The sequence below is a fragment of the Pseudomonas fluorescens genome, from assembly GCF_040448305.1.
Taxonomy (GTDB): domain Bacteria; phylum Pseudomonadota; class Gammaproteobacteria; order Pseudomonadales; family Pseudomonadaceae; genus Aquipseudomonas; species Aquipseudomonas fluorescens_BH.
On the sequence record NZ_CP148752.1, the window covers coordinates 3,701,611 to 3,723,155 of the forward strand.

General features: G+C 62.2%; 20 protein-coding genes and 2 riboswitches. Of the genes, 7 read left to right on the forward strand and 13 right to left on the reverse strand.

The window, feature by feature from the left end; all coding sequences use genetic code 11:
- The first annotated feature begins 3 nt into the window (after positions 1 to 3).
- Both WHX55_RS16795 and WHX55_RS16800 read left to right on the forward strand, forming a co-directional pair.
- Entirely contained in the window at positions 4 to 2,541 is a 2,538-nt protein-coding gene (locus tag WHX55_RS16795) for a PAS domain-containing sensor histidine kinase (RefSeq protein WP_150756926.1), read from the forward strand.
- 65 nt (positions 2,542 to 2,606) lie between these two features.
- A complete protein-coding gene (locus tag WHX55_RS16800; RefSeq protein ID WP_007898282.1) occupies positions 2,607 to 2,882 on the forward strand; it encodes a peptidylprolyl isomerase in 276 nt (91 codons plus the stop codon).
- A 115-nt stretch (positions 2,883 to 2,997) separates the two neighbouring features.
- Here WHX55_RS16800 and WHX55_RS16805 read toward each other — a convergent pair whose 3' ends face one another.
- From WHX55_RS16805 to WHX55_RS16845, 9 genes are all read right to left on the reverse strand, one after another.
- On the reverse strand, positions 2,998 to 3,930 hold the full coding sequence (locus WHX55_RS16805) for a sugar kinase (RefSeq protein ID WP_353740837.1): 933 nt from the start codon (positions 3,928 to 3,930) through the stop codon (positions 2,998 to 3,000).
- A gap of 130 nt (positions 3,931 to 4,060) precedes the next feature.
- Positions 4,061 to 5,278 (reverse strand): amino acid deaminase, encoded by a 1,218-nt coding sequence (locus tag WHX55_RS16810; RefSeq protein ID WP_353740838.1) that lies wholly within the window; start codon positions 5,276 to 5,278, stop codon positions 4,061 to 4,063.
- Positions 5,279 to 5,317: 39 nt separating this feature from the next.
- Positions 5,318 to 6,082 (reverse strand): IclR family transcriptional regulator, encoded by a 765-nt coding sequence (locus WHX55_RS16815; protein WP_150753697.1) that lies wholly within the window; start codon positions 6,080 to 6,082, stop codon positions 5,318 to 5,320.
- A gap of 145 nt (positions 6,083 to 6,227) precedes the next feature.
- Complete coding sequence (locus WHX55_RS16820; RefSeq protein WP_046038467.1) at positions 6,228 to 6,617, reverse strand: RidA family protein; 390 nt, start codon at positions 6,615 to 6,617, stop codon at positions 6,228 to 6,230.
- 30 nt (positions 6,618 to 6,647) lie between these two features.
- The gene (locus WHX55_RS16825; RefSeq protein WP_353740839.1) at positions 6,648 to 7,442 is read right to left on the reverse strand and encodes an amino acid ABC transporter ATP-binding protein; all 795 of its coding nucleotides are present in this window, start codon (positions 7,440 to 7,442) and stop codon (positions 6,648 to 6,650) included.
- On the reverse strand, positions 7,439 to 8,101 hold the full coding sequence (locus tag WHX55_RS16830; RefSeq protein ID WP_150723636.1) for an amino acid ABC transporter permease: 663 nt from the start codon (positions 8,099 to 8,101) through the stop codon (positions 7,439 to 7,441). Before WHX55_RS16830 ends, WHX55_RS16825 begins: the two co-directional genes overlap by 4 nt.
- Positions 8,102 to 8,109: 8 nt before the next feature.
- Positions 8,110 to 8,772, reverse strand: coding sequence for an amino acid ABC transporter permease (locus WHX55_RS16835; RefSeq protein WP_353740840.1), 663 nt, complete (start codon positions 8,770 to 8,772; stop codon positions 8,110 to 8,112).
- 51 nt (positions 8,773 to 8,823) lie between these two features.
- The gene (locus tag WHX55_RS16840) at positions 8,824 to 9,672 is read right to left on the reverse strand and encodes a transporter substrate-binding domain-containing protein (RefSeq protein ID WP_150756923.1); all 849 of its coding nucleotides are present in this window, start codon (positions 9,670 to 9,672) and stop codon (positions 8,824 to 8,826) included.
- Positions 9,673 to 9,942: 270 nt separating this feature from the next.
- Positions 9,943 to 10,347 (reverse strand): MerR family transcriptional regulator, encoded by a 405-nt coding sequence (locus tag WHX55_RS16845; RefSeq protein WP_150756922.1) that lies wholly within the window; start codon positions 10,345 to 10,347, stop codon positions 9,943 to 9,945.
- Positions 10,348 to 10,423: 76 nt separating this feature from the next.
- Between WHX55_RS16845 and WHX55_RS16850 the strand changes: the two genes are divergently transcribed.
- On the forward strand, positions 10,424 to 11,647 hold the full coding sequence (locus WHX55_RS16850; RefSeq protein WP_353740841.1) for an NADH:flavin oxidoreductase/NADH oxidase family protein: 1,224 nt from the start codon (positions 10,424 to 10,426) through the stop codon (positions 11,645 to 11,647).
- A 148-nt stretch (positions 11,648 to 11,795) separates the two neighbouring features.
- Here the strand turns inward: WHX55_RS16850 and WHX55_RS16855 are convergent, their stop codons facing one another.
- The 4 genes from WHX55_RS16855 to cobW all read right to left on the reverse strand — a co-directional run bounded on the left by WHX55_RS16855 (position 11,796) and on the right by cobW (position 18,543).
- Positions 11,796 to 12,341, reverse strand: coding sequence for a VWA domain-containing protein (locus tag WHX55_RS16855; RefSeq protein ID WP_191624869.1), 546 nt, complete (start codon positions 12,339 to 12,341; stop codon positions 11,796 to 11,798).
- A 119-nt stretch (positions 12,342 to 12,460) separates the two neighbouring features.
- Entirely contained in the window at positions 12,461 to 13,468 is a 1,008-nt protein-coding gene (locus tag WHX55_RS16860; protein WP_150756919.1) for an ATP-binding protein, read from the reverse strand.
- A gap of 158 nt (positions 13,469 to 13,626) precedes the next feature.
- On the reverse strand, positions 13,627 to 17,469 hold the full coding sequence (gene cobN / locus WHX55_RS16865; RefSeq protein WP_353740842.1) for a cobaltochelatase subunit CobN: 3,843 nt from the start codon (positions 17,467 to 17,469) through the stop codon (positions 13,627 to 13,629).
- A 3-nt stretch (positions 17,470 to 17,472) separates the two neighbouring features.
- Positions 17,473 to 18,543, reverse strand: coding sequence for a cobalamin biosynthesis protein CobW (cobW, locus tag WHX55_RS16870; RefSeq protein ID WP_150753465.1), 1,071 nt, complete (start codon positions 18,541 to 18,543; stop codon positions 17,473 to 17,475).
- Positions 18,544 to 18,645: 102 nt separating this feature from the next.
- Positions 18,646 to 18,859, reverse strand: a riboswitch (cobalamin riboswitch).
- 176 nt (positions 18,860 to 19,035) lie between these two features.
- Positions 19,036 to 19,262, forward strand: a riboswitch (cobalamin riboswitch).
- A gap of 120 nt (positions 19,263 to 19,382) precedes the next feature.
- Between cobW and WHX55_RS16875 the strand changes: the two genes are divergently transcribed.
- From WHX55_RS16875 to cobM, 4 genes are all read left to right on the forward strand, one after another.
- Positions 19,383 to 19,574, forward strand: coding sequence for a CbtB-domain containing protein (locus tag WHX55_RS16875; protein ID WP_353740843.1), 192 nt, complete (start codon positions 19,383 to 19,385; stop codon positions 19,572 to 19,574).
- Positions 19,575 to 19,585: 11 nt separating this feature from the next.
- A complete protein-coding gene (locus WHX55_RS16880) occupies positions 19,586 to 20,293 on the forward strand; it encodes a CbtA family protein (RefSeq protein WP_353740844.1) in 708 nt (235 codons plus the stop codon).
- Entirely contained in the window at positions 20,290 to 20,703 is a 414-nt protein-coding gene (locus WHX55_RS16885; RefSeq protein WP_102671349.1) for a cobalamin biosynthesis protein, read from the forward strand. Before WHX55_RS16880 ends, WHX55_RS16885 begins: the two co-directional genes overlap by 4 nt.
- Before the next feature lie 83 nt (positions 20,704 to 20,786).
- A complete protein-coding gene (gene cobM / locus WHX55_RS16890; protein ID WP_150755734.1) occupies positions 20,787 to 21,533 on the forward strand; it encodes a precorrin-4 C(11)-methyltransferase in 747 nt (248 codons plus the stop codon).
- The last annotated feature ends 12 nt before the right edge of the window (positions 21,534 to 21,545 follow it).

Here is a 21,545-nt window from a genome sequence, read left to right on the forward strand (position 1 = left end):
CAGATGAACGCAACACCAACCGCCAGCGATGCCCAGGCCTTGATCGCCCGAATCGACTGGGCAAGCAGTCCGCTGGGCGCTGCCAGCACTTGGCCACAAAGCCTGCGAACCGCCGTGGACATCGTCATTCACTCACCGATGCCGATGCTGCTGCTATGGGGCCCACAACTGACGCAGATCTATAACGACGGCTTCGCCCTGCTCGCCGGAAGCAAGCATCCACACGCTTTCGGACAACCGGCACACCTGATTTGGCCAGAGTTGCAAGACTTTACCGACCCGATTTACAGCGCCGTCCTGCAAGGTCAGGTGCGAACCTACAGCGAGCAGCGCTTTACCTTGCAACACGGGGACCGGGAATCCGACTTCTGGCTCGACCTGACCTACAGCCCGATCCGCGATGAAAGTGCCGAGGTGTCCGGGATCCTGGTCACCGCCATCGAAACCAACGAACGCCGGCGCATCGCCCTCGAACTCGAACAGCGCTCGGCGGCCAGCCTCAAGGCCCAGCGTGAAACCGAGGAACGCCTGCAACTTGCCCTCGCCGCCACCGATGCGGTCGGCACCTGGGACTGGGACATCAGCGAGGACCGTTTCATCGCCGATGCGCATTTTGCCCAGTTGCACGGCATCGACCCGGCCATGGCCAGTCAATTGCCGATCAGTGAGTACCTGCACGGCGTACACCCCGAAGACCGCGCCCTGATCGCCCGCAGCATCAAGCATTGCATCACCCACGGCAGCGAATACGCCGAGGAATATCGCCTGCTGCAAACCGACGGCCAGATGCGCTGGGTGTTTGCCCGCGGTCGCTGCTACAAGGACCACCATGGCCGGCCGATGCGTTTCCTCGGCGCCGCCCTGGACCTGACCGAACGCAAACACACCGAACAGGCCCTGCGCCAGAGCCAGACCGAGTTGCAACTGATCATCAACGCCATGCCGGTCCTGATCAGCTACGTCGACCGCGAAGAACGCTTTCGCCTGAACAATGCGGCGTACCTCGACTGGTACGGGCTGACGCCGCAAGAGCTTTACGGACGAACCATTCTTGAAGTACTCGGCGAAGAAGCCTATGCGCTGCGCGCCCCGCACATCACTGAGGCGCTGTCCGGCCGGCCCTGCTGTTTCAGCATCAGCACGCCACACCGCGACGGCAGCATCCGCCAGGCCTTGATGAATTACCTGCCACGCCACGGCGCGGATGGCGCGGTGAACGGTTTCTACATCTTCGTGATCGACGAAACCGAACGCAAAAAAACCGAAGAAGCCCTGCGCAACCTCAACGAAACCCTTGAGGAACGGGTTGCCGCCCGCACCCGCCAACTGGCCGAGGCCAACGAGCGTTTGCAGAACGAGATGTTCGAGCGTGAGCGTGCCGAAGACGCCTTGCGCCATGCGCAGAAAATGGATGCGGTCGGCCAGCTTACCGGCGGCATCGCCCATGACTTCAATAATATGCTTACCGGCATCATTGGCAGCCTCGACCTGATGCAACGCTACATTGCCGACGGCCGCGCCAGCGAGATCGGCCGGTTCACCGAAGCGGCCGTGTCCTCGGCCAACCGTGCCGCCGCCCTTACCCATCGCTTGCTGGCGTTCTCCCGGCGTCAGTCGCTCAACCGCAAGCCGCTGAACCCCAACGAGTTGATTCACTCGCTCATAGAATTGTTCAGTCGTACCAAGGGCGACCATATCGAACTCAAACTGCAACTGGCCGAGAGCACCTGGCGGGTCAGCACCGATGTCAGCCAGCTGGAAAACGCCTTGCTCAACCTGGTGATCAACGCCCGGGACGCCATGCCCGATGGCGGCGAGTTGCAGATCGAAACCGCTAACGTGTACCTCGACGGCAGCGACATCACGACCCTGGAACCGGTCAAGGCCGGCGACTACGTGATGATTGCCGTCAGCGACAACGGCACCGGCATGACGCCCTCGGTGCTGGCCAAGGCATTCGACCCGTTCTTCACCACCAAGCCCATCGGCCAGGGCACCGGTCTGGGCTTGTCGATGATTTACGGTTTCGCCCAGCAAACGGGGGGCCATGTCAGCCTGTTCAGCTTGCCCGGACGGGGCACCAGCGTGCGCTTGTACCTGCCGCGCCTGCATTCGACCGAGCCGGAAAAAGTCCTGTCGTCCGTCGTCGGCGAGGCACCGGCGGCGATTGCCGGCGAAACCGTGATGCTGGTCGAAGACGATGCGGCGGTGCGCATGCTGGTACTGGACCTGCTCAAGGAGCTCGGTTACCGCGCCCATGAAGCCGAAGATGCCAAGAGCGCCCTGCCGGTACTGGAGTCGGACGTGCGGGTGGACCTGCTGGTGACCGACGTCGGGTTGCCGGGCATGAACGGCCGCCAACTGGCGGAAATCGCCCGCCAGCATCGTCCCGAACTGAAAGTGCTGTTCATGACCGGTTACGCCGGGATCGCCGCCGAGCGCCAGGGTTTCCTCGAAGAAGGCATGGACATGGTGGCCAAGCCGTTTTCCATCGACCTGCTGGCCAACAAGATTCGCACGATGATCAGTCAACCGGACTGAGTTGAGGCATAATCGCGCGCCCCCGCTGCCACCCACATAGCCACCACCGTTGCAAGGTACCGCCCATGAAAGCTCAAGCCCGCCATATTCTGGTGAAAACCTCGGAAGAAGCCGAGCAGCTCAAACAACGCATCGCCAAGGGTGAAGCGTTCGACGTGCTGGCCAAGAAGTACTCGACCTGCCCATCGGGCAAGCGCGGCGGCGATCTCGGCGAAGTGCGGCCGGGGCAGATGGTCGGCGTGATCGATGCGGTGATCTTCAAGAAACCGTTGCGGGTGGTGCATGGGCCGATCAAGAGCAAGTTCGGGTATCACCTGGTGCAGGTGTTTTACCGGGATTGATGCTGTTGGCTTTCGGGCCTCTTCGCGAGCAGGCTCGCTCCCACATTGAAATGCACTCCCCTGTGGGAGCGAGCCTGCTCGCGAACCGATGGCGCAGCCAGCGGCCATTCACCGCTCACCTTGGAATCAGCGCCCCCGGCACCTGAATCACCCGGCTCGCCAACCGATGCCCGGCCTCGGCGGCGTCCGCCGGGCTGCCACCCTTGAGCCGCGAAGCCAGATACGCCGCGCTGAACGAATCCCCTGCCGCCGTGGTGTCCACCACGCGCTCGACCTTCTGCGCCGGCACCTCGAATGACTCGCCATCACAACGAATCAGGCACGCTTGGGCGCCGCGCTTGAGCACCACTTCCGGCGTACCGATCTGCTCATACGCGGCAAACACCGCGTCACAATCGGCATAACCAAACAACGCCTGCTCGTCATCCACCGTCAGCAACGCCAGATCAACCTGCGGCAGCACACGGCGATACGCCGCCCGGGCGTCCTCGACCGATGCCCACAGCCGTGGCCGGTAGTTGTTGTCGAACACGATCCGCGCATCGCGCTGGCGGGCTTCGATCAGGGTTTCCAGCAATTTTTCCCGGCCTTGCACACCGAGTACCGCCAGGGTGATGCCACTGAAGTACAGCACGTCGTAATCCGGCAGCGCAGCGAGGATCGGCGCGGCGGCCGGGGTGGTGAAGCAATCGCGTACCGCCGCTTCGTTGCGCCAGTACAGAAAGCGTCGCTCACCGGCGGCGTCAGTCTGGATGCAATACAAACCCGGCAGGCGTCCGGGCAGACGCTGGACCATGCCGAGCCCGATATTTTCCGCTGCCCAGCTCTGGCACATCGCATCGCTGAAACTGTCATCGCCCAGGGCGGTGACGTAATCCACGGCGCCGTCCTCTCCCAGTTCCCGGGACAGGTACACGGCCGTGTTCAAGGTGTCGCCGCCGAAGCTTTGTTGCAGGCTGCCGTCGGCGCGATGCTGCAACTCGATCATGCATTCGCCGATCAGGGCGATGCGTGGAGTGTTGGGGCCGAGGGTGTTGATGGTGTTCATTGTTGTGGGGTCTCTGGTGTTTCTGTGTTGTCTGGGCCACCGCTATCGCGAGCAGGCTCGCTCCTACAGGGGAACGCATTCCAATGTAGGAGCGAGCCTGCTCGCGAAGGCCGCACCTCGGTCCTGAACCTTAGAAACAGGTTTCCATGGTCTCGATGACGTTCAGTTGCTCATCCACCAGACAGCCGACACGCCACTTGTCAAACGTCAGGCACGGGTGCGAGGTACCAAACGAAATGATGTCCCCCACCCGCAGATCAACCCCCGGCGCCACGGTCATGAACGCATGCTGGTCCATCACCGCGGTCACCTTGCAGGCACTCACATCATCGCCCTTGGCCGGCACCACGCCCGCCTTGTAACGCAGCAACGGCACCGGCAAACCGGCATCGTAGGCCACGTCGCGTTTGCCCAGGGCAATCACCGCAAACCCCGGCTCCGGCAACGACTGCACGTGCGCCCACACTTCCAGCGCCGGACGCAGGCCTTCGTGCAGGTCGCTGCGACGGTCGAGTACGCAGCACTGCGCTTCCTTGTAGATGCCATGGTCGTGAGCCACGTAACTGCCGGGACGCAGCACGCTGAGGAAACGTCCGGCGGCGTTCTGTGCTTCGAAGGATTCGGCGATCAGGTCATACCAGGCCGAGCCCGACGCGGTGATAATCGGCTTGGCGATGGCGAAGGCGCCGCTGTCCTGCAACTGCACCGCCAGGCGCACCAGTGATGCGGCAAAATCGCGAATACCGGTCACGGCGTGATCACCATGGATCACGCCTTCGTAGCCCTCGATCCCGGTCAGGGCCAGGGCCGGTTGCGCGGCGATGGCCTTGGCCAGATCGAGCACTTCCTGCTCGCTGCGGCAACCGCAACGACCACCGACCACGCCGTACTCGATCATGACGTTCAGGCGCACGCCGCGGGAGGCGAAATAGGTGCCGAGGTCGGCGACGTTGTCCGGGTGATCGACCATGCAATAGAAGTCGAACGTCGGGTCGGCCAACAGGTCAGCGATCAACGCCATGTTCGGCGTGCCGACCAACTGGTTGGCCATCAACACCCGACGCACGCCATGGGCGTAAGCGGCACGGGTTTGCGTCGCGCTGGCCAGGGTGATGCCCCAGGCACCGGCGTCCAGTTGGCGCCGGAACAGCGCCGGGGTCATGCTGGTTTTGCCATGGGGCGCCAGTTCCGCGCCGCTGTCGCTGACGAACGCCTGCATCCAGCGAATGTTGTGTTCCAGCGCCTCGCGGTGCAGTACCAGCGCAGGCAGGCTGACGTCACGCACCAGGCTGGCGCCAATGGGCGCGGTGCCTTTTTCCACGGCGGCAGTATTGGGGGCAGAAGACATGGTCGAACTCCTCGTTCACGCGGCCGCAGGCAGCCGCTGTTATTCGTTGATGCGACGGGCCAGGCTGTTGGCGCTTTCAATCAGCACCCGGCGGTAGTCGTTGTAGTTTTTCTTCGCATCGGCCCGTGGGGCAACGATGCACAGGGTCGCGATGGCCACGCCGCTGGGGTCTTTGACCGGCGCCGCGAAGCAATGGGTAAAGGTGTCGGCGACGCTATCGAAGGAAAAGAAACCATCGATACCGGCCTGGCGGATTTCCTTGAGGAATTGCTCCAGCGGTAAGCGTTCGCCATCGGGCAGGATGAAGTCGTCGCGGTCGATCAGGTCGACGATTGCCTGGTCGCTCAGGTGCGCCAGCAGCAGGCGCCCGGAGGCGGTCCAGGGGATGGGCGCATTTTCGCCGATGTCCGAGGAAATGCGGAAATGCCGCTCCCCCTCCTTCATCAGCGCAACGGTGTACTTGCGCCCGTTGAGCAGGCACATCTGCGCCGTTTCATGGGTCTGGCTGACGATTTCCTGCAAGGCGTGATCGGCCTCGCGAGTCAGGTCGAAATGCCGCAGGTGTGCCTGCCCGAGAAAGTACAACTGACGACCGAGGTAGACATGACCGTCCTTGCCCACCGGTTCCAGGATCCGTCGTTCCAGCAGCGAGGCCACCAGTTCGTAGACCGTGGACTTGGGGCTGCCGATGCCGTTGGCGATGTCGTTCGGGCGCAGGGGCTGGCCGACTTCCTTGAGGAAATCGAGGATATCGAACGCCCGGTCCAGACCGCGTGCCCGGCGCTTGATGGTGTCTTCGGTCATTTCAGTGGTTCCCATTCAAAGTCGCCGGGAGTGTACCCAATGTGTTGCGTTGAAAGTCAGGCCGCCATCGCGAGCAGGCTCGCTCCCACATTTGGAATGCATTCCCCTGTAGGAGCGAGCCTGCTCGCGATGAAGTCACCTCGGTTCAAGCCTTTTTCTTGTACGCAATACAGTCGATCTCGACCTTGCAATCGACCATCATGTTCGCCTGCACACAGGCCCGCGCAGGGGCGTGTTCTGGCTTGAAGTACTCGGAGAACACCTTGTTGAAACTCGTGAAATCCCGCGGATCCTCCAGCCACACGCCAGCACGCACCACGTCTTCCAGGCCGAAACCTGCCTCTTCGAGAATCGCGATCAGGTTCTTCATGGTCTGGTGGGTCTGTTCGACAATGCCGCCAGTAATGATCTCGCCGTCCACCGCCGGCACCTGCCCGGAAACGTGCAGCCAGCCATCGGCTTCAACGGCGCGGGCGAAAGGGCGAGGCTGACCGCCAGCGGCGGTGCTACCGGTGCCGTAACGAGTAATGCTCATGAGTGTTTCTCCTGATTGAAAATTGAAGGATCAAAAACGGGTGCTTTTGAGAAATTCCGCCAGTCGTGGCGACCGCGGGCGCTCGAACAGGTCCTTGGGTGGTCCCTGCTCTTCGATACGCCCCTGGTTCATGAAAACGATCTTGTCCGAGACCTCGAACGCAAAGCGCATTTCGTGGGTCACCAGCAGCATGGTCATGCCGTCTTCGGCCAGGCCCTTGATCACGCTCAACACTTCGCCCACCAGTTCCGGGTCGAGGGCCGAGGTCACTTCGTCGAACAGCATCAGGCTCGGGTTCATCGCAATCGCCCGGGCGATCGCCACGCGCTGCTGCTGACCGCCAGACAACTGACCCGGAAAGTGATCGCGACGTTCCAGCAGGCCAACGCGCTCCAGCCATTTCTCGGCCAGGGCCACGGCCTCGTCCTTGTGCAGCTTCTTGACCTTGAGCAGGCCCAGGGTGACGTTCTGCAATGCAGTCAGGTGCGGGAACAAGTTGAACTGCTGGAACGCCATGCCGGTCATGGCGCGATGGCGGGCAATGACTCTTTCCGGGTGGCGAATGCGTTTGCCGTTGACCTCGTCATAACCGATGGATTCGCCGTCGAGCAAGATCTGCCCGCCCTGGAACTCTTCAAGCATGTTCACGCAGCGCAGCAGCGTGGTCTTGCCCGAACCGCTGGAGCCGATCAGTGTCACCACGTTGCCGCGCTGCATGCTCAGGTCCACGCCCTTGAGTACTTCGAGCTGGTCGTAACGCTTGTGCAGGCCACGAATGTCCAGCAGCGGTTGGCCGTTTTGTGCATTGGTTAGAGTCTGAGTCATGGCAAAGCCACCCGCTTTTCAATGTGCCGGCCGAGTAACTCGATGCCGTAGTTGATGACGAAGAACAGGAAACCGGCGAACAGGTAAAACTCCAGGGTCATGAAAGTCCGGGCAATGATCTGCTGGGTACTGAGCAGCAATTCCGCCACGCCGATCACCGACAACAGGGTCGAGGCCTTGACGATCTCGGTGGACGAGTTGACCCAGGTCGGCAGGATCTGCCGCAATGCCTGGGGCAACAGCACGTAACCGAGGGCCTGGTAGAACGTCAGGCCGATGGCCTTGCTCGCCTCCATCTGCCCGAGCGGCAATGCCTGCAATGCACCGCGCACGATCTCGGCGACATGGGAACCGCAGAACAGCGTCAAACCCAGTGCACCGGCCTGGAACGCGCTGATCTGCCAGCCCAGTGCCGGCGCCATGTAGAAGCACGCCAGCACCAGCACGAACACCGGCGTGCCGCGAATCACATCGACATAAAAACGAAACGGCGCGCGCATCCAGAACTTGCCGTAGGTCAGCACCAGACCGGTGACGACGCCAACGAGCGTGCCGAGCAAAATCGCCAGCACCGACACCTGGACACTGGTCAGAAAGCCCTGCCACAGCACTTCCCGCGCCACCCACAACTCATGCAACCAACTGGGGGATTCGTACATGGGGGCTCCTATCGGCGAATCGCCAGACGCTGTTCGAGGTAACGCAGCATCATGGCAATGAGGTAACAGGCCGCCACATACAGCGCCGTGGTCACCAGCCAGGTTTCAATCACCCGGTAGCTCTCGACATTGATCTTGCGCGCGTAATAGGTCAGCTCCGGTACCGCAATCGCGGCCGCCAGCGAAGTGTCCTTGAACAGCGAAATGAAGTTGTTCGACAGCGCCGGCAACACATTGCGCAGCATCACCGGCACGGTGACGTAGGCCTTGACCTGCCACTCGCCCAGGCCAATGGCCAACCCTGCTTCACGCAGGCCCTTGGGAATGCTCAGCAAGCCGCCGCGGAACACTTCAGTCAGGTACGCCCCGGCATACAGCGACAGGGTGATGATGAACGAGGGGATCTTGTCCAGCCGGATCCCCAAGCTCGGCAACGCAAAGTAGATCAACAGGATCAACACCAGGATCGGCGTGTTACGAATCACCGTGACATACACCGACGCCAGAACCCGCAATGCGCGATGCTTCGACAACAAAGCAAACGCCATCATCAGGCCGATCACGCAGCCGATGGCGATCGACACCAGGGCCAGTTCAAGCCCCATACCGAGCCCCACCAGCAAGGTGTCGAAATCGCGCCACACGGCGGCAAAGTTCAACTGATAGTTCATGGTCAACAGTACCTTGAGCGGGGCGCATTTGGGCGCCCTGCTCTCACGGGATCATTTGAATTCGACGGGGAAACCGATGGCCGGGGTAGGCAGATCCACACCGAACCATTGCTTGAACGACGCCGCGTAAGTCGGGAACTCAACACCGGTCATGGCCTCATGCAGGGTGGTATTGACGAAGTTCAGCCAGTCCTGATCACCACGCTTGACCGCGCACGCATAGGTCTGCGGGCTCCAGGCGTAGGCAGGGCTGCGATAACGGCCAGGGTTCTGCACCATCAGGTACTTCACCGAAGACTGGTCGGTGGCTGCCGCGTCGGCGCGGCCGGAGTTCACGGCCTGGTACATCAGGTCCACGCTGTCGTACTGATCGACCTTGGCCTTGGGCAGCGCCTGGTGCACCAGTTCTTCGGCATAGACGTTTTGCAGCACCGCCACGGTGAGACTGTCACCGGCGGCTTTCATGTCATCGATTTCCTTGTACTTGCTGTTCGCCGGCAGCAGCAGGCCGACACCTTCGCGGTAGTACGGCAGGGTGAACGCCACTTGCTGCGCGCGGCTGGCCGTCACGGTGATGAACTGGCAACTGATGTCGACCTTGTCGGTCAGCAGGTTGGGAATCCGCGCATCGGACGATTGCACCACGTACTCAACCTTGCCTGGGTCGTTGAACAACCCCTTGGCGATCATGTGCCCGATATCAATATCAAAGCCTTGCAACTTGCCATCCGCACCCTGGAAGTGCCACGGCGCGTTGGTGCTGCCGGTGCCTACGATCAGTTTGCCGCGGGCCAGAACGCTATCGAGCTTACTGTCCGCCGCCTGGGCTACACCCATGGCAGCGGCAGAAGCCGCGAACAGAAAAACACACGCTTTGAACAAGGAAGGTCGGCGATGCATGGCAAGCACTCCAGGGTGATGTTTATTCCGCTACACCGGAACATGGTATGTAACAACGGAATAAACAGCAGAAAGTGTGCCACAGGATGTGGAGGGAATGTGAGGGAGATTGAAATTTGTTTTGAATCATGGGGATGCGTAGAAAACAGGAAAAACCGTTACCAAACGCACGGCCCCCTGATCGCTACCGTTTGCTACAAAGGACGGGTATCTGGTTCACAACCGGGCGCCTGGAGAGTCGGTACGCTGATTCCCCTGCGCCTGGCTGACCTAGTGCTTGAATGACGCCATCACCCGTTCAGCATTGTCATCGCAGCTCATACCTTCGGGCTTGGCCTGTATGGTGTCGATCCAGCCCAGCAACTGCGCCTTGCTATGGGCCAGGTGCCGTTGCATCTCTTCGATCTGCTCGATCTTGCGATGCAGGCCGGCCATCAACTCATCGTGCTTGAACGCGCCCGTCACAGTATCCGGCAGCAACTGCTTGAGTTCCTCCAGGCTGAAACCGGCTTGTTGTGCGCACTGGATGAGTTGCAGGGTTTGCAGCGCCTGTTGCGAGTAACGCCGATAACCGTTGGCAGAACGCTCGACCTGGCGGATCAAGCCCTGAGACTCGTAAAAACGGATGCGCGATGCGGTCAACCCGCTCAACTGCGCCAATTCACCAATCTTCATTGCGGCCTCATTTACCTGCTTGACATTAAAGTTAACTTTAAGCTTAGCCTCTGCTCATCACTACGAGGAGTCAAGCATGTCGCCCTTCCAGACATTGAATCTGCCCAACGGCCAGACCATCGGCAATCGCATTGCCAAAGCCGCGATGGAGGAGAATCTCGCCAACACCGATCAGGTGCCCGACCAGGCGCTGTTGCGCCTGTATCAGGCCTGGGCCGAGGGCGAAGCCGGCTTGCTGCTGACCGGCAATGTGATGATCGACCGCCGCGCCATGACCGGCCCCGGCGGTGTAGCGCTGGAAGACGAGCGCCACCTGGAGCGCTTCCGCCAGTGGGCCAGCGTCGGCCGCTCCGGCGGTGCGCATTTCTGGGTGCAGCTCAACCATCCTGGCCGCCAGACCATGGCCAACCTCGGCCAGCAAGCCTTGGCGCCGTCGGCAGTTGCGCTGGATCTGGGCCAGTTCTCGAAGATGTTCGCCGAACCCAAGCCCATGAGCGAGGACGACATCCAGGAGGTGATCCGACGCTTCGCCACCAGTGCTGCACTGGCCGAGAAAGCCGGTTTTACCGGTGTTCAGATCCACGCCGCCCACGGCTACCTGCTCAGCCAGTTCCTTTCGCCGCTCACCAATCGGCGCACCGATCAATGGGGTGGCTCCCTGGAAAATCGCGCGCGCCTGCTGTTGTCCGTCGTCGAGGCGGTTCGCCAAGCGGTGTCGCCGCAATTTTGTGTGTCGGTAAAACTCAACTCAGCGGATTTCCAGCGCGGCGGTTTCGATGCCGATGATGCACGGCAAGTGATCCAGTGGCTGAACGAACAAGCGATCGACCTGCTGGAGCTCTCCGGCGGCAGTTACGAAGCACCGGCCATGCAAGGCGAAGCACGCGACGGCCGGACCCTGGCACGGGAGGCGTACTTTCTGGAAATGGCCGGTGAACTGGCCAGCGTGGCGCGGATGCCAGTGATGGTGACCGGCGGGATCCGGCGTTTGGCAATCGTCGAACAGGTCCTCGACAGCGGCCTTGCCATGGCCGGCATCGGCACCGCGCTGGCCGTGGAACCGCACCTGGTCAAGCACTGGCGCGAAGGCCAGAACAGCCATCCGCAATTGCCGCCGATCCGCTGGAAGCGCAAGCCCCTGGCGGCGCTGGCGAGCATGGCGGTGGTCAAGTTCCAGCTGCATCGCTTGAGCCGTGGGCGCAAAACCCGACCTGAAGTCTCGGCGCTATGGGCGTTGATTCTCGACCGGTTGTACATTGGCAAGCGTACCCGTCAGTATCGGCAGGCGATGGGTAAGTGATTCAAATTTGAGGTCGGCTGGTACACCGCTTTCGCGAGCAGGCTCGCTCCCACAGGGGGGGTTGGGCGATCACAAATTTTGCGTTCCAACCGGATCAATTGTGGGAGCGAGCCTGCTCGCGAAGAGGCCAGTCCTGGCACGACAGATCTCAGCCAGGAATCAGCTCGTCAATGTGCCGATACTCCGCCTGCAACTGCGCCGCCAACACCCTGCTGCGCCCGAGCCGGATCGGCCCGCGCTCGATGTCGATCAGCAAACCCGGACACTCCAGTACGGGCAACAACGGCCAGTCCTTGAGCCGGCCATCGGTCACCAGCAACAACCGCTGCTGCTCCGCCGGAAAACGCTTTTGCCGCGCCCCCAACCATCGACCCGCTTCGCCCAATGCCGCCAGCAACGGCGTGCCGCCACCGGCGCCAAGACCATCGAGCCACTGGCGTAATCCGCTGGAAGCCTTCAATCCCTGCACCTGCCACTTGGGTGCAGCACCGCTGGCCGTGAGCAACGCCAGTCGCGCACGCTGGCGATAGACATCGTCGAACAACTGCGCCAGCAAGCCCTTGGCATCGCTCAATGCCTGATGACGGCGGGTCGATGCGGAGGCATCCACGATCACCAGCCACAGTTCATGGGGCGAGCGAGTGCGCAGGTGAAACAACAGGTCGTCACGCTGACGTGGCCGGCCATTGAGCAATGTGCCGGGCCAGTTGACCGAGCCGCTGCGTGCTGCATGACGCTTGCCCTGTTTACCGTGGTCCAGCCGCCCGGCTCGGGGTCTGGCATTCGCCCCCGCAACGGAGCGAGGGCGAATGCCTAGGGCTTTTTTGGCCAGCTCGGCACTTCACGTCGTGCGCCGACCGCCAGTGCCTGGGCAGGCAACTCGCCCCACTGGCCCTGCCCTTCGCTCGGGTTGGCGTTTTGCGGCGCAGAGGGTTGCGCAGCCTGGGATGGCTGAGATGCCGGTGCGCAATGCTCGCGACGACGATGGCGCAAGGCGAACTCGGCAACGGCGTCGATATCTTCCTCGGCGATCGCGTTCGCCCCGCGCCAGGCGGCGTGCGCCCGGGCGGCGCGCAGCCAGACCAGATCGGCGCGCAAACCATCGACACCGGCGGCAAAGCAGCGTTCGGTGATGTGTTCCAGCGCCTGATCATCGAGGGGAATGTTTACCAGTGCATTGCGTGCGTTCTGGCATCGTTCACGCAGAGACGCCTGCGCGGACTCCCATTCAGCGCAGAAACCTTGCGGATCACTGTCGAAATCCAGGCGACGGCGGATGATCTGACCGCGCTCGGCCGGCGCGGTGTGGCCACCGAGGGCGACGTTCAAGCCGAAACGGTCGAGCAGTTGCGGACGCAGTTCACCCTCTTCCGGGTTCATGGTGCCAATCAGCACGAACTTCGCCGAATGCCGATGGGAAATACCGTCACGCTCCACCAGATTGGTGCCGCTGGCGGCCACATCGAGCAGCAGGTCAACGAGGTGATCGGGCAACAGATTGACCTCGTCGACGTAGAGTACGCCACCGTCAGCCTTGGCCAGTACACCAGGGGAAAACTGTGCGCGACCTTCGCCCAGCGCCGCGTCGAGATCGAGGGTGCCGACCAGCCGTTCCTCGGTGGCGCCCAGCGGCAAGGTGACGAACTGACCGCTGGCCAGCAGGTCCGCCAGACCGCGGGCCAGGGTCGACTTGGCCATGCCCCGCGGGCCTTCGATCAGGACACCGCCGATTTTCGGGTCGATGGCGGTCAGGTACAGGGCCAGCTTCAAATCGTCGGCGCCGACCACGGCGGAGAGCGGGAAATGCGGGGTGTCGGTCATCTTCAATACTCAGTCCTGGTCGGTGATCTATCTACAAAAATTACAGTCGCCTTTATCCCTGTGGGAGCGAGCCTGCTCGCGATGAGGCCATCACATCCACCATCATCGTTGGCTGACAAATCGCCTTCGCGAGCAGGCTCGCTCCCACAGGGAAGTGATTAGCCGTCTTCTTCTATATCCAGCAACAAATTCTCCAGCGCCTCGCGGTACTCGCCGGGCTCCTTCCACATCCCGCGTTGTTGCGCCTCGAGCATGCGTTCGGTCATGTCGCGCAAGGCATGGGGATTGTGTTCGCGGACAAAATCCCGGGTGTCCGGGTCGAGCAAATAGGCATCGGCCAGCAACGCGTACTGGTGATCGTCGATCAACTGCGTGGTGGCGTCGAAGGCGAACAGGTTGTCGACCGTCGCGGCCATTTCGAACGCACCCTTGTAGCCGTGACGCTTGACGCCTTCGAGCCATTTCGGATTGGCCGCCCGGGAGCGGATCACCCGGTTCAGCTCTTCCTTCAGGGTACGAATCTTCGGCAGGTCCGGCTGGCTGTGGTCGCCATGATAACTGGCCGCCGCCTCGCCTTTCAGGCTTTCCACCGCCGCGAGCATGCCGCCCTGGAACTGGTAGTAATCGTTGGAGTCGAGCAGATCGTGCTCGCGGTTATCCTGGTTTTGCAGTACCGCCTGTACCTGGCTCAGGCGCTGGCTGAACTGTTCGCGGGCGGCGGTGCCTTCGTCGGACCCGCCGTAAGCGTAGCCGCCCCAGTTGAGGTAGACCTCGGCCAGGTCCTCGCGGCTCTGCCACAGGCGACCGTCGATGGCGCCCTGCACTCCCGCGCCGTAGGCACCGGGTTTGGCCCCGAAAATCCGCCAGCCGGCCTGACGCCGCGCAGCGTCTTCATCGAGCCCTGACTGCAGCAAGGCTGCACGCTCGGCGCGCACCTTGGCCGCCAACGGGTTGAGTTCGTCCGGCTCATCGAGGTCGGCCACCGCTTGCACCGCCGCGTCGAACAAGCGAATCAGATTGGCAAAGGCATCACGGAAGAAACCGGACACACGCAAGGTCACATCGACTCGCGGACGGTCGAGCAGGCTCAGCGGCAAAATCTCGAAGTCATCGACCCGCTGGCTGCCGGTCGCCCAGACTGGACGCACACCCATCAGCGCCATGGCCTGGGCGATGTCATCGCCGCCGGTGCGCATGGTCGCGGTGCCCCACACCGACAAACCGAGCTGGCGCAAATGATCGCCGTGGTCTTGCAGGTGCCGTTCGAGAATCAGGTTGGCCGACTGGAAACCGATACGCCACGCCGTGGTGGTCGGCAGGTTGCGCACGTCCACCGAATAGAAGTTGCGACCGGTGGGCAGTACGTCCAGGCGACCACGACTCGGTGCGCCGCTGGGGCCGGCCGGGACGAAGCGTCCGCTCAAGGCATCGAGCAATCCGCGCATTTCTGCCGGACCGCAGGCGTCCAGACGCGGGGCGACCACCTCGCGCAGGCTATCGATGATGGCTTGCACCTCGATCCAGTCCGCCTCCTGTAGGAGCGAGCCTGCTCGCGATGGTGTGTCAGTTGACATCAATGTGGCTGACACACCATCGCGAGCAGGCTCGCTCCTACAGGGGCTATTCAAGGCGTCCGAGATCAACTGCGCGGCGAACAACTCCAGGCGCTCGCGGGTATCGCCCGCCGTGCGCCAAGTCTCGTCGCTGATAAGCAAAAGTGGTTCGGGACGAGACCCTGTCCACGGTTCGGCCAGAGCACAATCGAGCGGGTCGAAGCCCAATACGAAGGCCTTGGCCAGTGCCCGCAGCAAACTCGACTGCGCGCCCCGCCCATCGCCCCGTGGTATACGCAACAACGCCAGCAAGGTGTCGATACGCAAACGACCGGTGGGCGATTCGCCGAACACATGCAGGCCGTCGCGGATCTGCGACTCTTTCAAGTCGCACAGGTATGTGTCGAGTCGCGGTAACCAGATCGCCGCATCGGCATCGCTGTCGAGCTGTTCGTCCAGTTGCAGTTCACGGTCGATGTGGGTGTCACGCACCAGTTGCAGGATGTCGCGCTGCAACTCTCGGGCACGGCGCGGATCGAGCAGCTGCGCTTCGTAATATTCGTCGGCCAACAGTTCGAGGTTGCGCAGCGGGCCGTAGGTTTCGGCGCGGGTCAGCGGGGGCATCAAGTGATCGATGATCACCGCCTGGGTACGCCGTTTGGCCTGGGCGCCCTCGCCCGGGTCGTTGACGATGAACGGATAGATGTTCGGCAGCGGCCCGAGCAGTGCATCCGGCCAGCAGTTTTCCGAGAGCCCGACGCCCTTGCCCGGCAGCCATTCGAGGTTGCCATGCTTGCCGACGTGGATCACGCCATGGGCGCCGTAGGTGTTGCGCAGCCAGAAGTAGAACGCCAGATAGCCGTGCGGCGGCACCAGGTCCGGGTCGTGATACACCGCGCTCGGGTCGACCTGATAACCCCGCGCCGGCTGAATGCCGACGAAGGTCAGGCCAAAACGCAGGCCGGCGATCATCATCCGTCCGCTGCGACACATCGGGTCGCTTTCCGGCGCGCCCCAACGTTCGAGCACCGCTGCGCGGTTGGCTTCGGGCAGGGCGTTGAACATCGCCAGATAGTCATCCATCCCCAGGCTTTGCTGGCACGGACGCAGGTCGAGGGTCTCGAGATCGTTGCTGACGCCGCCTAGCAACTGCTGGATCAACGCGGTGCCGCTGTCCGGCAATTCAGCCGGCAATGGATAACCTTCGGCATGCAGCGCCCGCAGGATATTCAGCGCCGCGGCCGGGGTGTCGAGGCCGACGCCATTGCCGATGCGACCGTCGCGGGTGGGATAATTGGCGAGAATCAAGGCAATGCGTTTTTCTGCATTGGGCACCCGCGCCAGATCGATCCAGCGCCGCGCCAGTTCGGCAACGAAATCCATGCGTTCCGGTTGTGGCCGGTAGCAGACCACATCCGACTGACTGCGCTCACTGCGCCACGCCAGGTCCTTGAAACTGATCGGGCGGCTGATGATGCGTCCGTCCAGCTCCGGCAAGGCAATATGCATCGCCAGGTCACGGGGGCCGAGGCCCTGTTCGCTGGCGCGCCAACCGGGTTCGTTGTCCTGGGCGCAAATCGCCTGGATCACCGGAATATTGCGGCGAAACGGGCGCAGATGCGGTGCTTCAGGACTGGATTGGGCGAAGCCGGTGGTGTTCAGGATCACCGAGACGCTGGCCTCATCCAGCCAGTCCTCTACCACGCAAAGACAACCGGGCTCTTTCAGACTGGCTAGCGCTATCGGCAACGGATTCAACCCCGCGGCCTGCAAGCGCTGGCAAAAAACATCAATGAAAGCCGTGTTCGCCGCTTGCAAATGCGAGCGGTAAAACAGCACCGCCGCCACCGGTTGATCGGCGTGCCAGTCGGCCTGCCAGTCCCTCAGTACGGCCGAATGTTTGTGCGGATGGTAAATCGCCGTGCGTGGCAGGGTTTGCGGCTCGCCCCAGGTGTAATCACGCGCCAGCCAGCGGTTGGCCAGGCAGCGGAAGAAATCGAGGGCGTTACCCATGCCGCCCTGGCGCAGAAACTGCCAGAGCCGGTCGCGATCCTCGGCGCCGACGGTGCTCAAGTCGCTAAGTTCCGGGTCCGGGCGATCATCGCCTGGCACCAGAATCACCTGCACACCGCGCTGCGACAGCTCAACCAGGCGCTCGATGCCGTAACGCCAATAGGCGATGCCGCCGTGCAGTGAAATCAGGATCACCCTGGCATGACGCAGCACTTCGTCGACGTACAAATCGACCGAGGCATGGTTCTGCACCTGCATCGGGTTGGCCAGGCGCACGCTCGGGTAATCGTCGGGCAATTGCTGCGCCGCTTCGGCGAGCAGCGCCAGGCTGGAATCGCCGCTGCACAGGACCACCAACTCGGCGGGGGTTTGTCCAAGGTCGGCAATGTTGTCATCCGACACGAAACCGCCGGGTTGGGTCCTGAGCAGGTGCATGGCTTACACGCTGAGCGCGGCGCGCAATTGCGCTTCGAGAACAGTGGCGTCCAGTTCCTGGCCGATCAGCACCAGGCGGGTTACGCGTGCTTCTTCGGCGCCCCACTGGCGGTCGAAGTGCTTGTCGAAACGCGTGCCCACGCCCTGGATCAGCAGGCGCATCGGCTTGTTGGGGATCGCCGCAAAACCCTTGACCCGCAGGATGCCGTGCTGGACCACCAGCTGGGTCAGCGCATCCAGCAGCAGGCTTTCGTCGGCTTGCGGCAGTTCGATGGAGATCGAATCGAAAGCGTCGTGATCGTGGTCGTCATGATCGTCGTCGCCATCGTGATGATGGTCGTGGTGGCTGTGACGGCTGTCGATGTGTTCTTCGGAGCCGGCACCCAGGCCGATCAGCACGTCCAGCGGCAGGCGACCGCTGCTGGCTTCGATGATTTTCACCGCTGGCGGCAATTCCTCGGCGACTTCCAGACGAACGCGGGCCAGGTCCGCCGGGTTGATCAGGTCGGCTTTGTTGAGGATCACCAGGTCGGCGCTGGCCAGTTGGTCGGCGAACAGTTCGTGCAGCGGCGACTCGTGGTCCAGGTTCGGGTCGAGCTTGCGCTGGGCGTCGACCTGATCCGGGAACGCGGCGAAGGTGCCGGCGGCCACGGCCGGGCTGTCGACCACGGTGATCACCGCATCCACCGTGCAGGCGCTGCGGATTTCCGGCCACTGGAAGGCCTGCACCAGCGGCTTTGGCAGCGCCAGGCCGGACGTTTCGATGAGAATGTGGTCCAGATCGCCGCGACGGGCCACCAGTTCGCGCATTACCGGGAAGAATTCTTCCTGGACGGTGCAGCACAGGCAGCCGTTGGCCAGCTCATAGACACGGCCGTTGGCTTCTTCTTCGGTGCAACCGATGGAGCACTGCTTGAGGATTTCGCCGTCGATGCCCAACTCGCCAAATTCGTTGACGATCACCGCGATGCGGCGACCCTGGGCGTTGTCGAGCATGTGCCGCAGCAGCGTGGTTTTACCCGAGCCGAGAAAGCCGGTAACGATGGTGACGGGGAGTTTGGCCAGTGTTTTCATCGGATGCCCTATGGCTAATGTGGCGGGCATACGGGACGACGACCGGCAACGCGAACGCGCGTGCCTGAAGAGTTCGCCACCGGATCACCCCGCCCGGTTGAAAGTGAGAATCTGTGACGAGGCAGGTCTCCTGGCTGACGGTGTGCCGGCCTTGAGCCTGGCATTCGCTGCGCCTTCCCGCCGGCCTCATGGATTGAGCCTGCAGTGGCGTGGCAACGAACATCACCGTTCACAGTTGCGGGGGCAGCCGCGGCATCGACCGCGTTCCCTTCTTAGCTTCGACAAACGCCGAAGAACCTCGAAAGCGCAAGGCTACGCATGGTATTGGGGCGGGTCAATGTCTTGTAGCGCCGCCACCGGCCCCATCGCGAGCAGGCTCGCTCCCACAGTTGATCGCATTCCCCTGTAGGAGCGAGCCTGCTCGCGATGAAGTCACCTCGGTTTCGAGTTGAGAACCCTTGCCAATTGACGCCCAACCCCCGGCCATGCTCTCCTACACACCTTGTTACGGGTGCCCTTCACAGGGTGAAACGGGAAACCGGTGAATCATGTGCTTTACTCTTAAGCCATGTCAGTCCGGTGCTGCCCCCGCAACGGTAAGCGAGCGAAGCATCAGATCCACTGTGCCATTGCGGCATGGGAAGGTGATGTTTTCAGGTTCAGGCCCAAGCCTTTGCCCCTCGTGAGCCCGGAGACCGGCCCGCAACACAAAGTGACCAGTACGATCACTGAACCAACAAACCCGCGGTGGGCGGGCGCTGTTTGAAACCTTGCGCGCCTGGTCGTGCGGGTTTTTGCATGCGCTCTTATTCCCCGCTGACAGACCAGAGGGAAACGCCATGTCGATCATCAGCAGCGCCGAACACACATCCGCGAGCACCACCTCAACCCTGACCCAACGTCTGACCGTCACCGTCTGCGCGTCGATCCTGGGCGCTTGCCTTGTGTATTTCGCCGGTTTCTCGCACATCGAAGCGGTGCACAACGCCGCCCACGATACCCGCCACAGCTCCGCGTTCCCGTGCCATTGAGAGCTGTCGACATGATCAAGCGTATTGCGCAAACCGCAGGTTTCACCGGGCTGCTGGCCGCCTTGTTGCTGACCCTGCTGCAAAGCTTCTGGGTCGCTCCGCTGATTTTGCAGGCCGAGACCTACGAAAAAACCGAACCGGCCGCTGTTGAAATGCATGAACACGCCGACGGTGCGATGGCTGCCCATACCCACGATGCACAAGCCTGGGAGCCGGAAGACGGCTGGCAGCGCGTGCTGTCGACCACCGGTGGCAACCTGGTGGTGGCCGTCGGTTTCGCCCTGATGCTGGCCGGCCTGTACACCTTGCGTGCGCCGACCAAAACCTCCCAGGGCCTGCTCTGGGGCCTGGCCGGTTATGCGACGTTCGTGCTCGCGCCGACCCTCGGCCTGCCACCTGAACTGCCAGGCACTGCCGCCGCCGATCTGGCACAACGGCAACTGTGGTGGATCGGTACCGCCGCCTCCACCGCCGTCGGTATCGCGCTGATCGTGTTCAGCCGGCACTGGCTGATGAAAGTCCTCGGCGCGGCGATCATCGCCGTTCCCCATGTGATTGGTGCACCACAACCGCAAGTGCATTCGATGCTCGCTCCAGAGGCGCTGGAAACCCAGTTCAAAATCGCTTCGCAACTGACCAACGTGGCGTTCTGGCTGGCCCTGGGCCTGATCAGCGCCTGGTTGTTCCGTCGCAAAAGCGATGGCCAATACCACGCATGACTGACGTCAGCACAGCGCCGACCCTGGTGGTCGGCCTGGGCTGCCAGCGAGGCTGCCCTGTCAGCACGTTGCTGGCGCTGCTCGATCAGGCGCTGGAGGCACACCAGATTGCTCGTCATGAAATCAAGGCGCTGGCCAGCATCGATTCGAAGCGCGACGAACCTGCGCTGATCGAACTGGCTCAGCAGCTTGGTCTGGAATTGATGTATTTCAGCAGTGAACAACTGGCCGCTTATGAACCGCAACTCAGTCATCAATCGCAAATAGCGTTTGAACGCACCGGTTGCTACGGCGTGGCGGAAAGCGCCGCACTGGCCCTGGCGGAACAACTGGCCCAGGCCCCGGCAAAACTGCTGATTCCACGGCAAAAATACGCCCAGGCAACACTTGCATTGGCCGGCGCTGCGTAAAAAACCGATAATCCCCGCCTTTGATCATGAACATTCTTCATCTGAAGCCCTGTTCAGCCCCTTTTTTCCCACAGGAACCGACGATGACCGTCTACTTCATTGGCGCAGGTCCCGGCGACCCCGAACTGATTACCGTCAAGGGCCAGCGGCTGATTCGCAGCTGCCCGGTGATCATTTATGCCGGTTCCCTGGTGCCTGCCGCCGTACTGGAAGGTCATTGTGCCGAACAGGTGGTCAACAGCGCCGAACTGCACCTGGAACAGATCATCGACCTGATCAAGAGCGCCCACGCCAAAGGCCAGGACGTCGCCCGGGTGCACTCCGGCGATCCGAGCCTGTATGGCGCCATTGGCGAGCAGATTCGCTATCTGCGTGAGCTAGGCATTGCATTTGAAATAGTACCCGGCGTGACGGCCACAGCCGCTTGCGCTGCGCTTTTGGGTGCGGAACTTACGCTGCCGGACATTTCGCAAAGCGTCATCCTGACGCGCTACGCCGACAAAACCGCCATGCCACCTGGGGAGGAATTCTCCAGCCTGGCGCAGCACGGCGCGACCATGGCGATTCACTTGGGGGTCAATCACCTGGCGAAGATCGTTGAGGAACTGCTGCCCCATTACGGCGCCGATTGCCCGATTGCGGTGGTTCACCGCGCGAGCTGGCCGGATCAGGATTGGGTGGTGGGAACGCTTGAGGATATTGCCGAAAAAGTTGAAGCCAAGGGCTTTCGCCGTACGGCGTTAATTCTGGTGGGTCGGGTGCTGGGCAGCGATCACTTCAGTGAGTCGTCGCTGTATCGCGCGGGGCATGCGCATCTCTATCGTCCATAAGGCCCCTTCGCG

Bases quoted from the DNA above. Each gene is read 5' to 3' on its own strand.
- WHX55_RS16795 (WP_150756926.1), top strand. From the start codon at position 4: ATGAACGCAACACCAACCGCCAGCGATGCCCAGGCCTTGATCGCCCGA.
- WHX55_RS16800 (WP_007898282.1), top strand. From the start codon at position 2,607: ATGAAAGCTCAAGCCCGCCATATTCTGGTGAAAACCTCGGAAGAAGCC.
- WHX55_RS16805 (WP_353740837.1), bottom strand. From the start codon at position 3,930: ATGAACACCATCAACACCCTCGGCCCCAACACTCCACGCATCGCCCTG.
- WHX55_RS16810 (WP_353740838.1), bottom strand. From the start codon at position 5,278: ATGTCTTCTGCCCCCAATACTGCCGCCGTGGAAAAAGGCACCGCGCCC.
- WHX55_RS16815 (WP_150753697.1), bottom strand. From the start codon at position 6,082: ATGACCGAAGACACCATCAAGCGCCGGGCACGCGGTCTGGACCGGGCG.
- WHX55_RS16820 (WP_046038467.1), bottom strand. From the start codon at position 6,617: ATGAGCATTACTCGTTACGGCACCGGTAGCACCGCCGCTGGCGGTCAG.
- WHX55_RS16825 (WP_353740839.1), bottom strand. From the start codon at position 7,442: ATGACTCAGACTCTAACCAATGCACAAAACGGCCAACCGCTGCTGGAC.
- WHX55_RS16830 (WP_150723636.1), bottom strand. From the start codon at position 8,101: ATGTACGAATCCCCCAGTTGGTTGCATGAGTTGTGGGTGGCGCGGGAA.
- WHX55_RS16835 (WP_353740840.1), bottom strand. From the start codon at position 8,772: ATGAACTATCAGTTGAACTTTGCCGCCGTGTGGCGCGATTTCGACACC.
- WHX55_RS16840 (WP_150756923.1), bottom strand. From the start codon at position 9,672: ATGCATCGCCGACCTTCCTTGTTCAAAGCGTGTGTTTTTCTGTTCGCG.
- WHX55_RS16845 (WP_150756922.1), bottom strand. From the start codon at position 10,347: ATGAAGATTGGTGAATTGGCGCAGTTGAGCGGGTTGACCGCATCGCGC.
- WHX55_RS16850 (WP_353740841.1), top strand. From the start codon at position 10,424: ATGTCGCCCTTCCAGACATTGAATCTGCCCAACGGCCAGACCATCGGC.
- WHX55_RS16860 (WP_150756919.1), bottom strand. From the start codon at position 13,468: ATGACCGACACCCCGCATTTCCCGCTCTCCGCCGTGGTCGGCGCCGAC.
- cobN (WP_353740842.1), bottom strand. From the start codon at position 17,469: ATGCACCTGCTCAGGACCCAACCCGGCGGTTTCGTGTCGGATGACAAC.
- cobW (WP_150753465.1), bottom strand. From the start codon at position 18,543: ATGAAAACACTGGCCAAACTCCCCGTCACCATCGTTACCGGCTTTCTC.
- WHX55_RS16875 (WP_353740843.1), top strand. From the start codon at position 19,383: ATGTCGATCATCAGCAGCGCCGAACACACATCCGCGAGCACCACCTCA.
- WHX55_RS16880 (WP_353740844.1), top strand. From the start codon at position 19,586: ATGATCAAGCGTATTGCGCAAACCGCAGGTTTCACCGGGCTGCTGGCC.
- WHX55_RS16885 (WP_102671349.1), top strand. From the start codon at position 20,290: ATGACTGACGTCAGCACAGCGCCGACCCTGGTGGTCGGCCTGGGCTGC.
- cobM (WP_150755734.1), top strand. From the start codon at position 20,787: ATGACCGTCTACTTCATTGGCGCAGGTCCCGGCGACCCCGAACTGATT.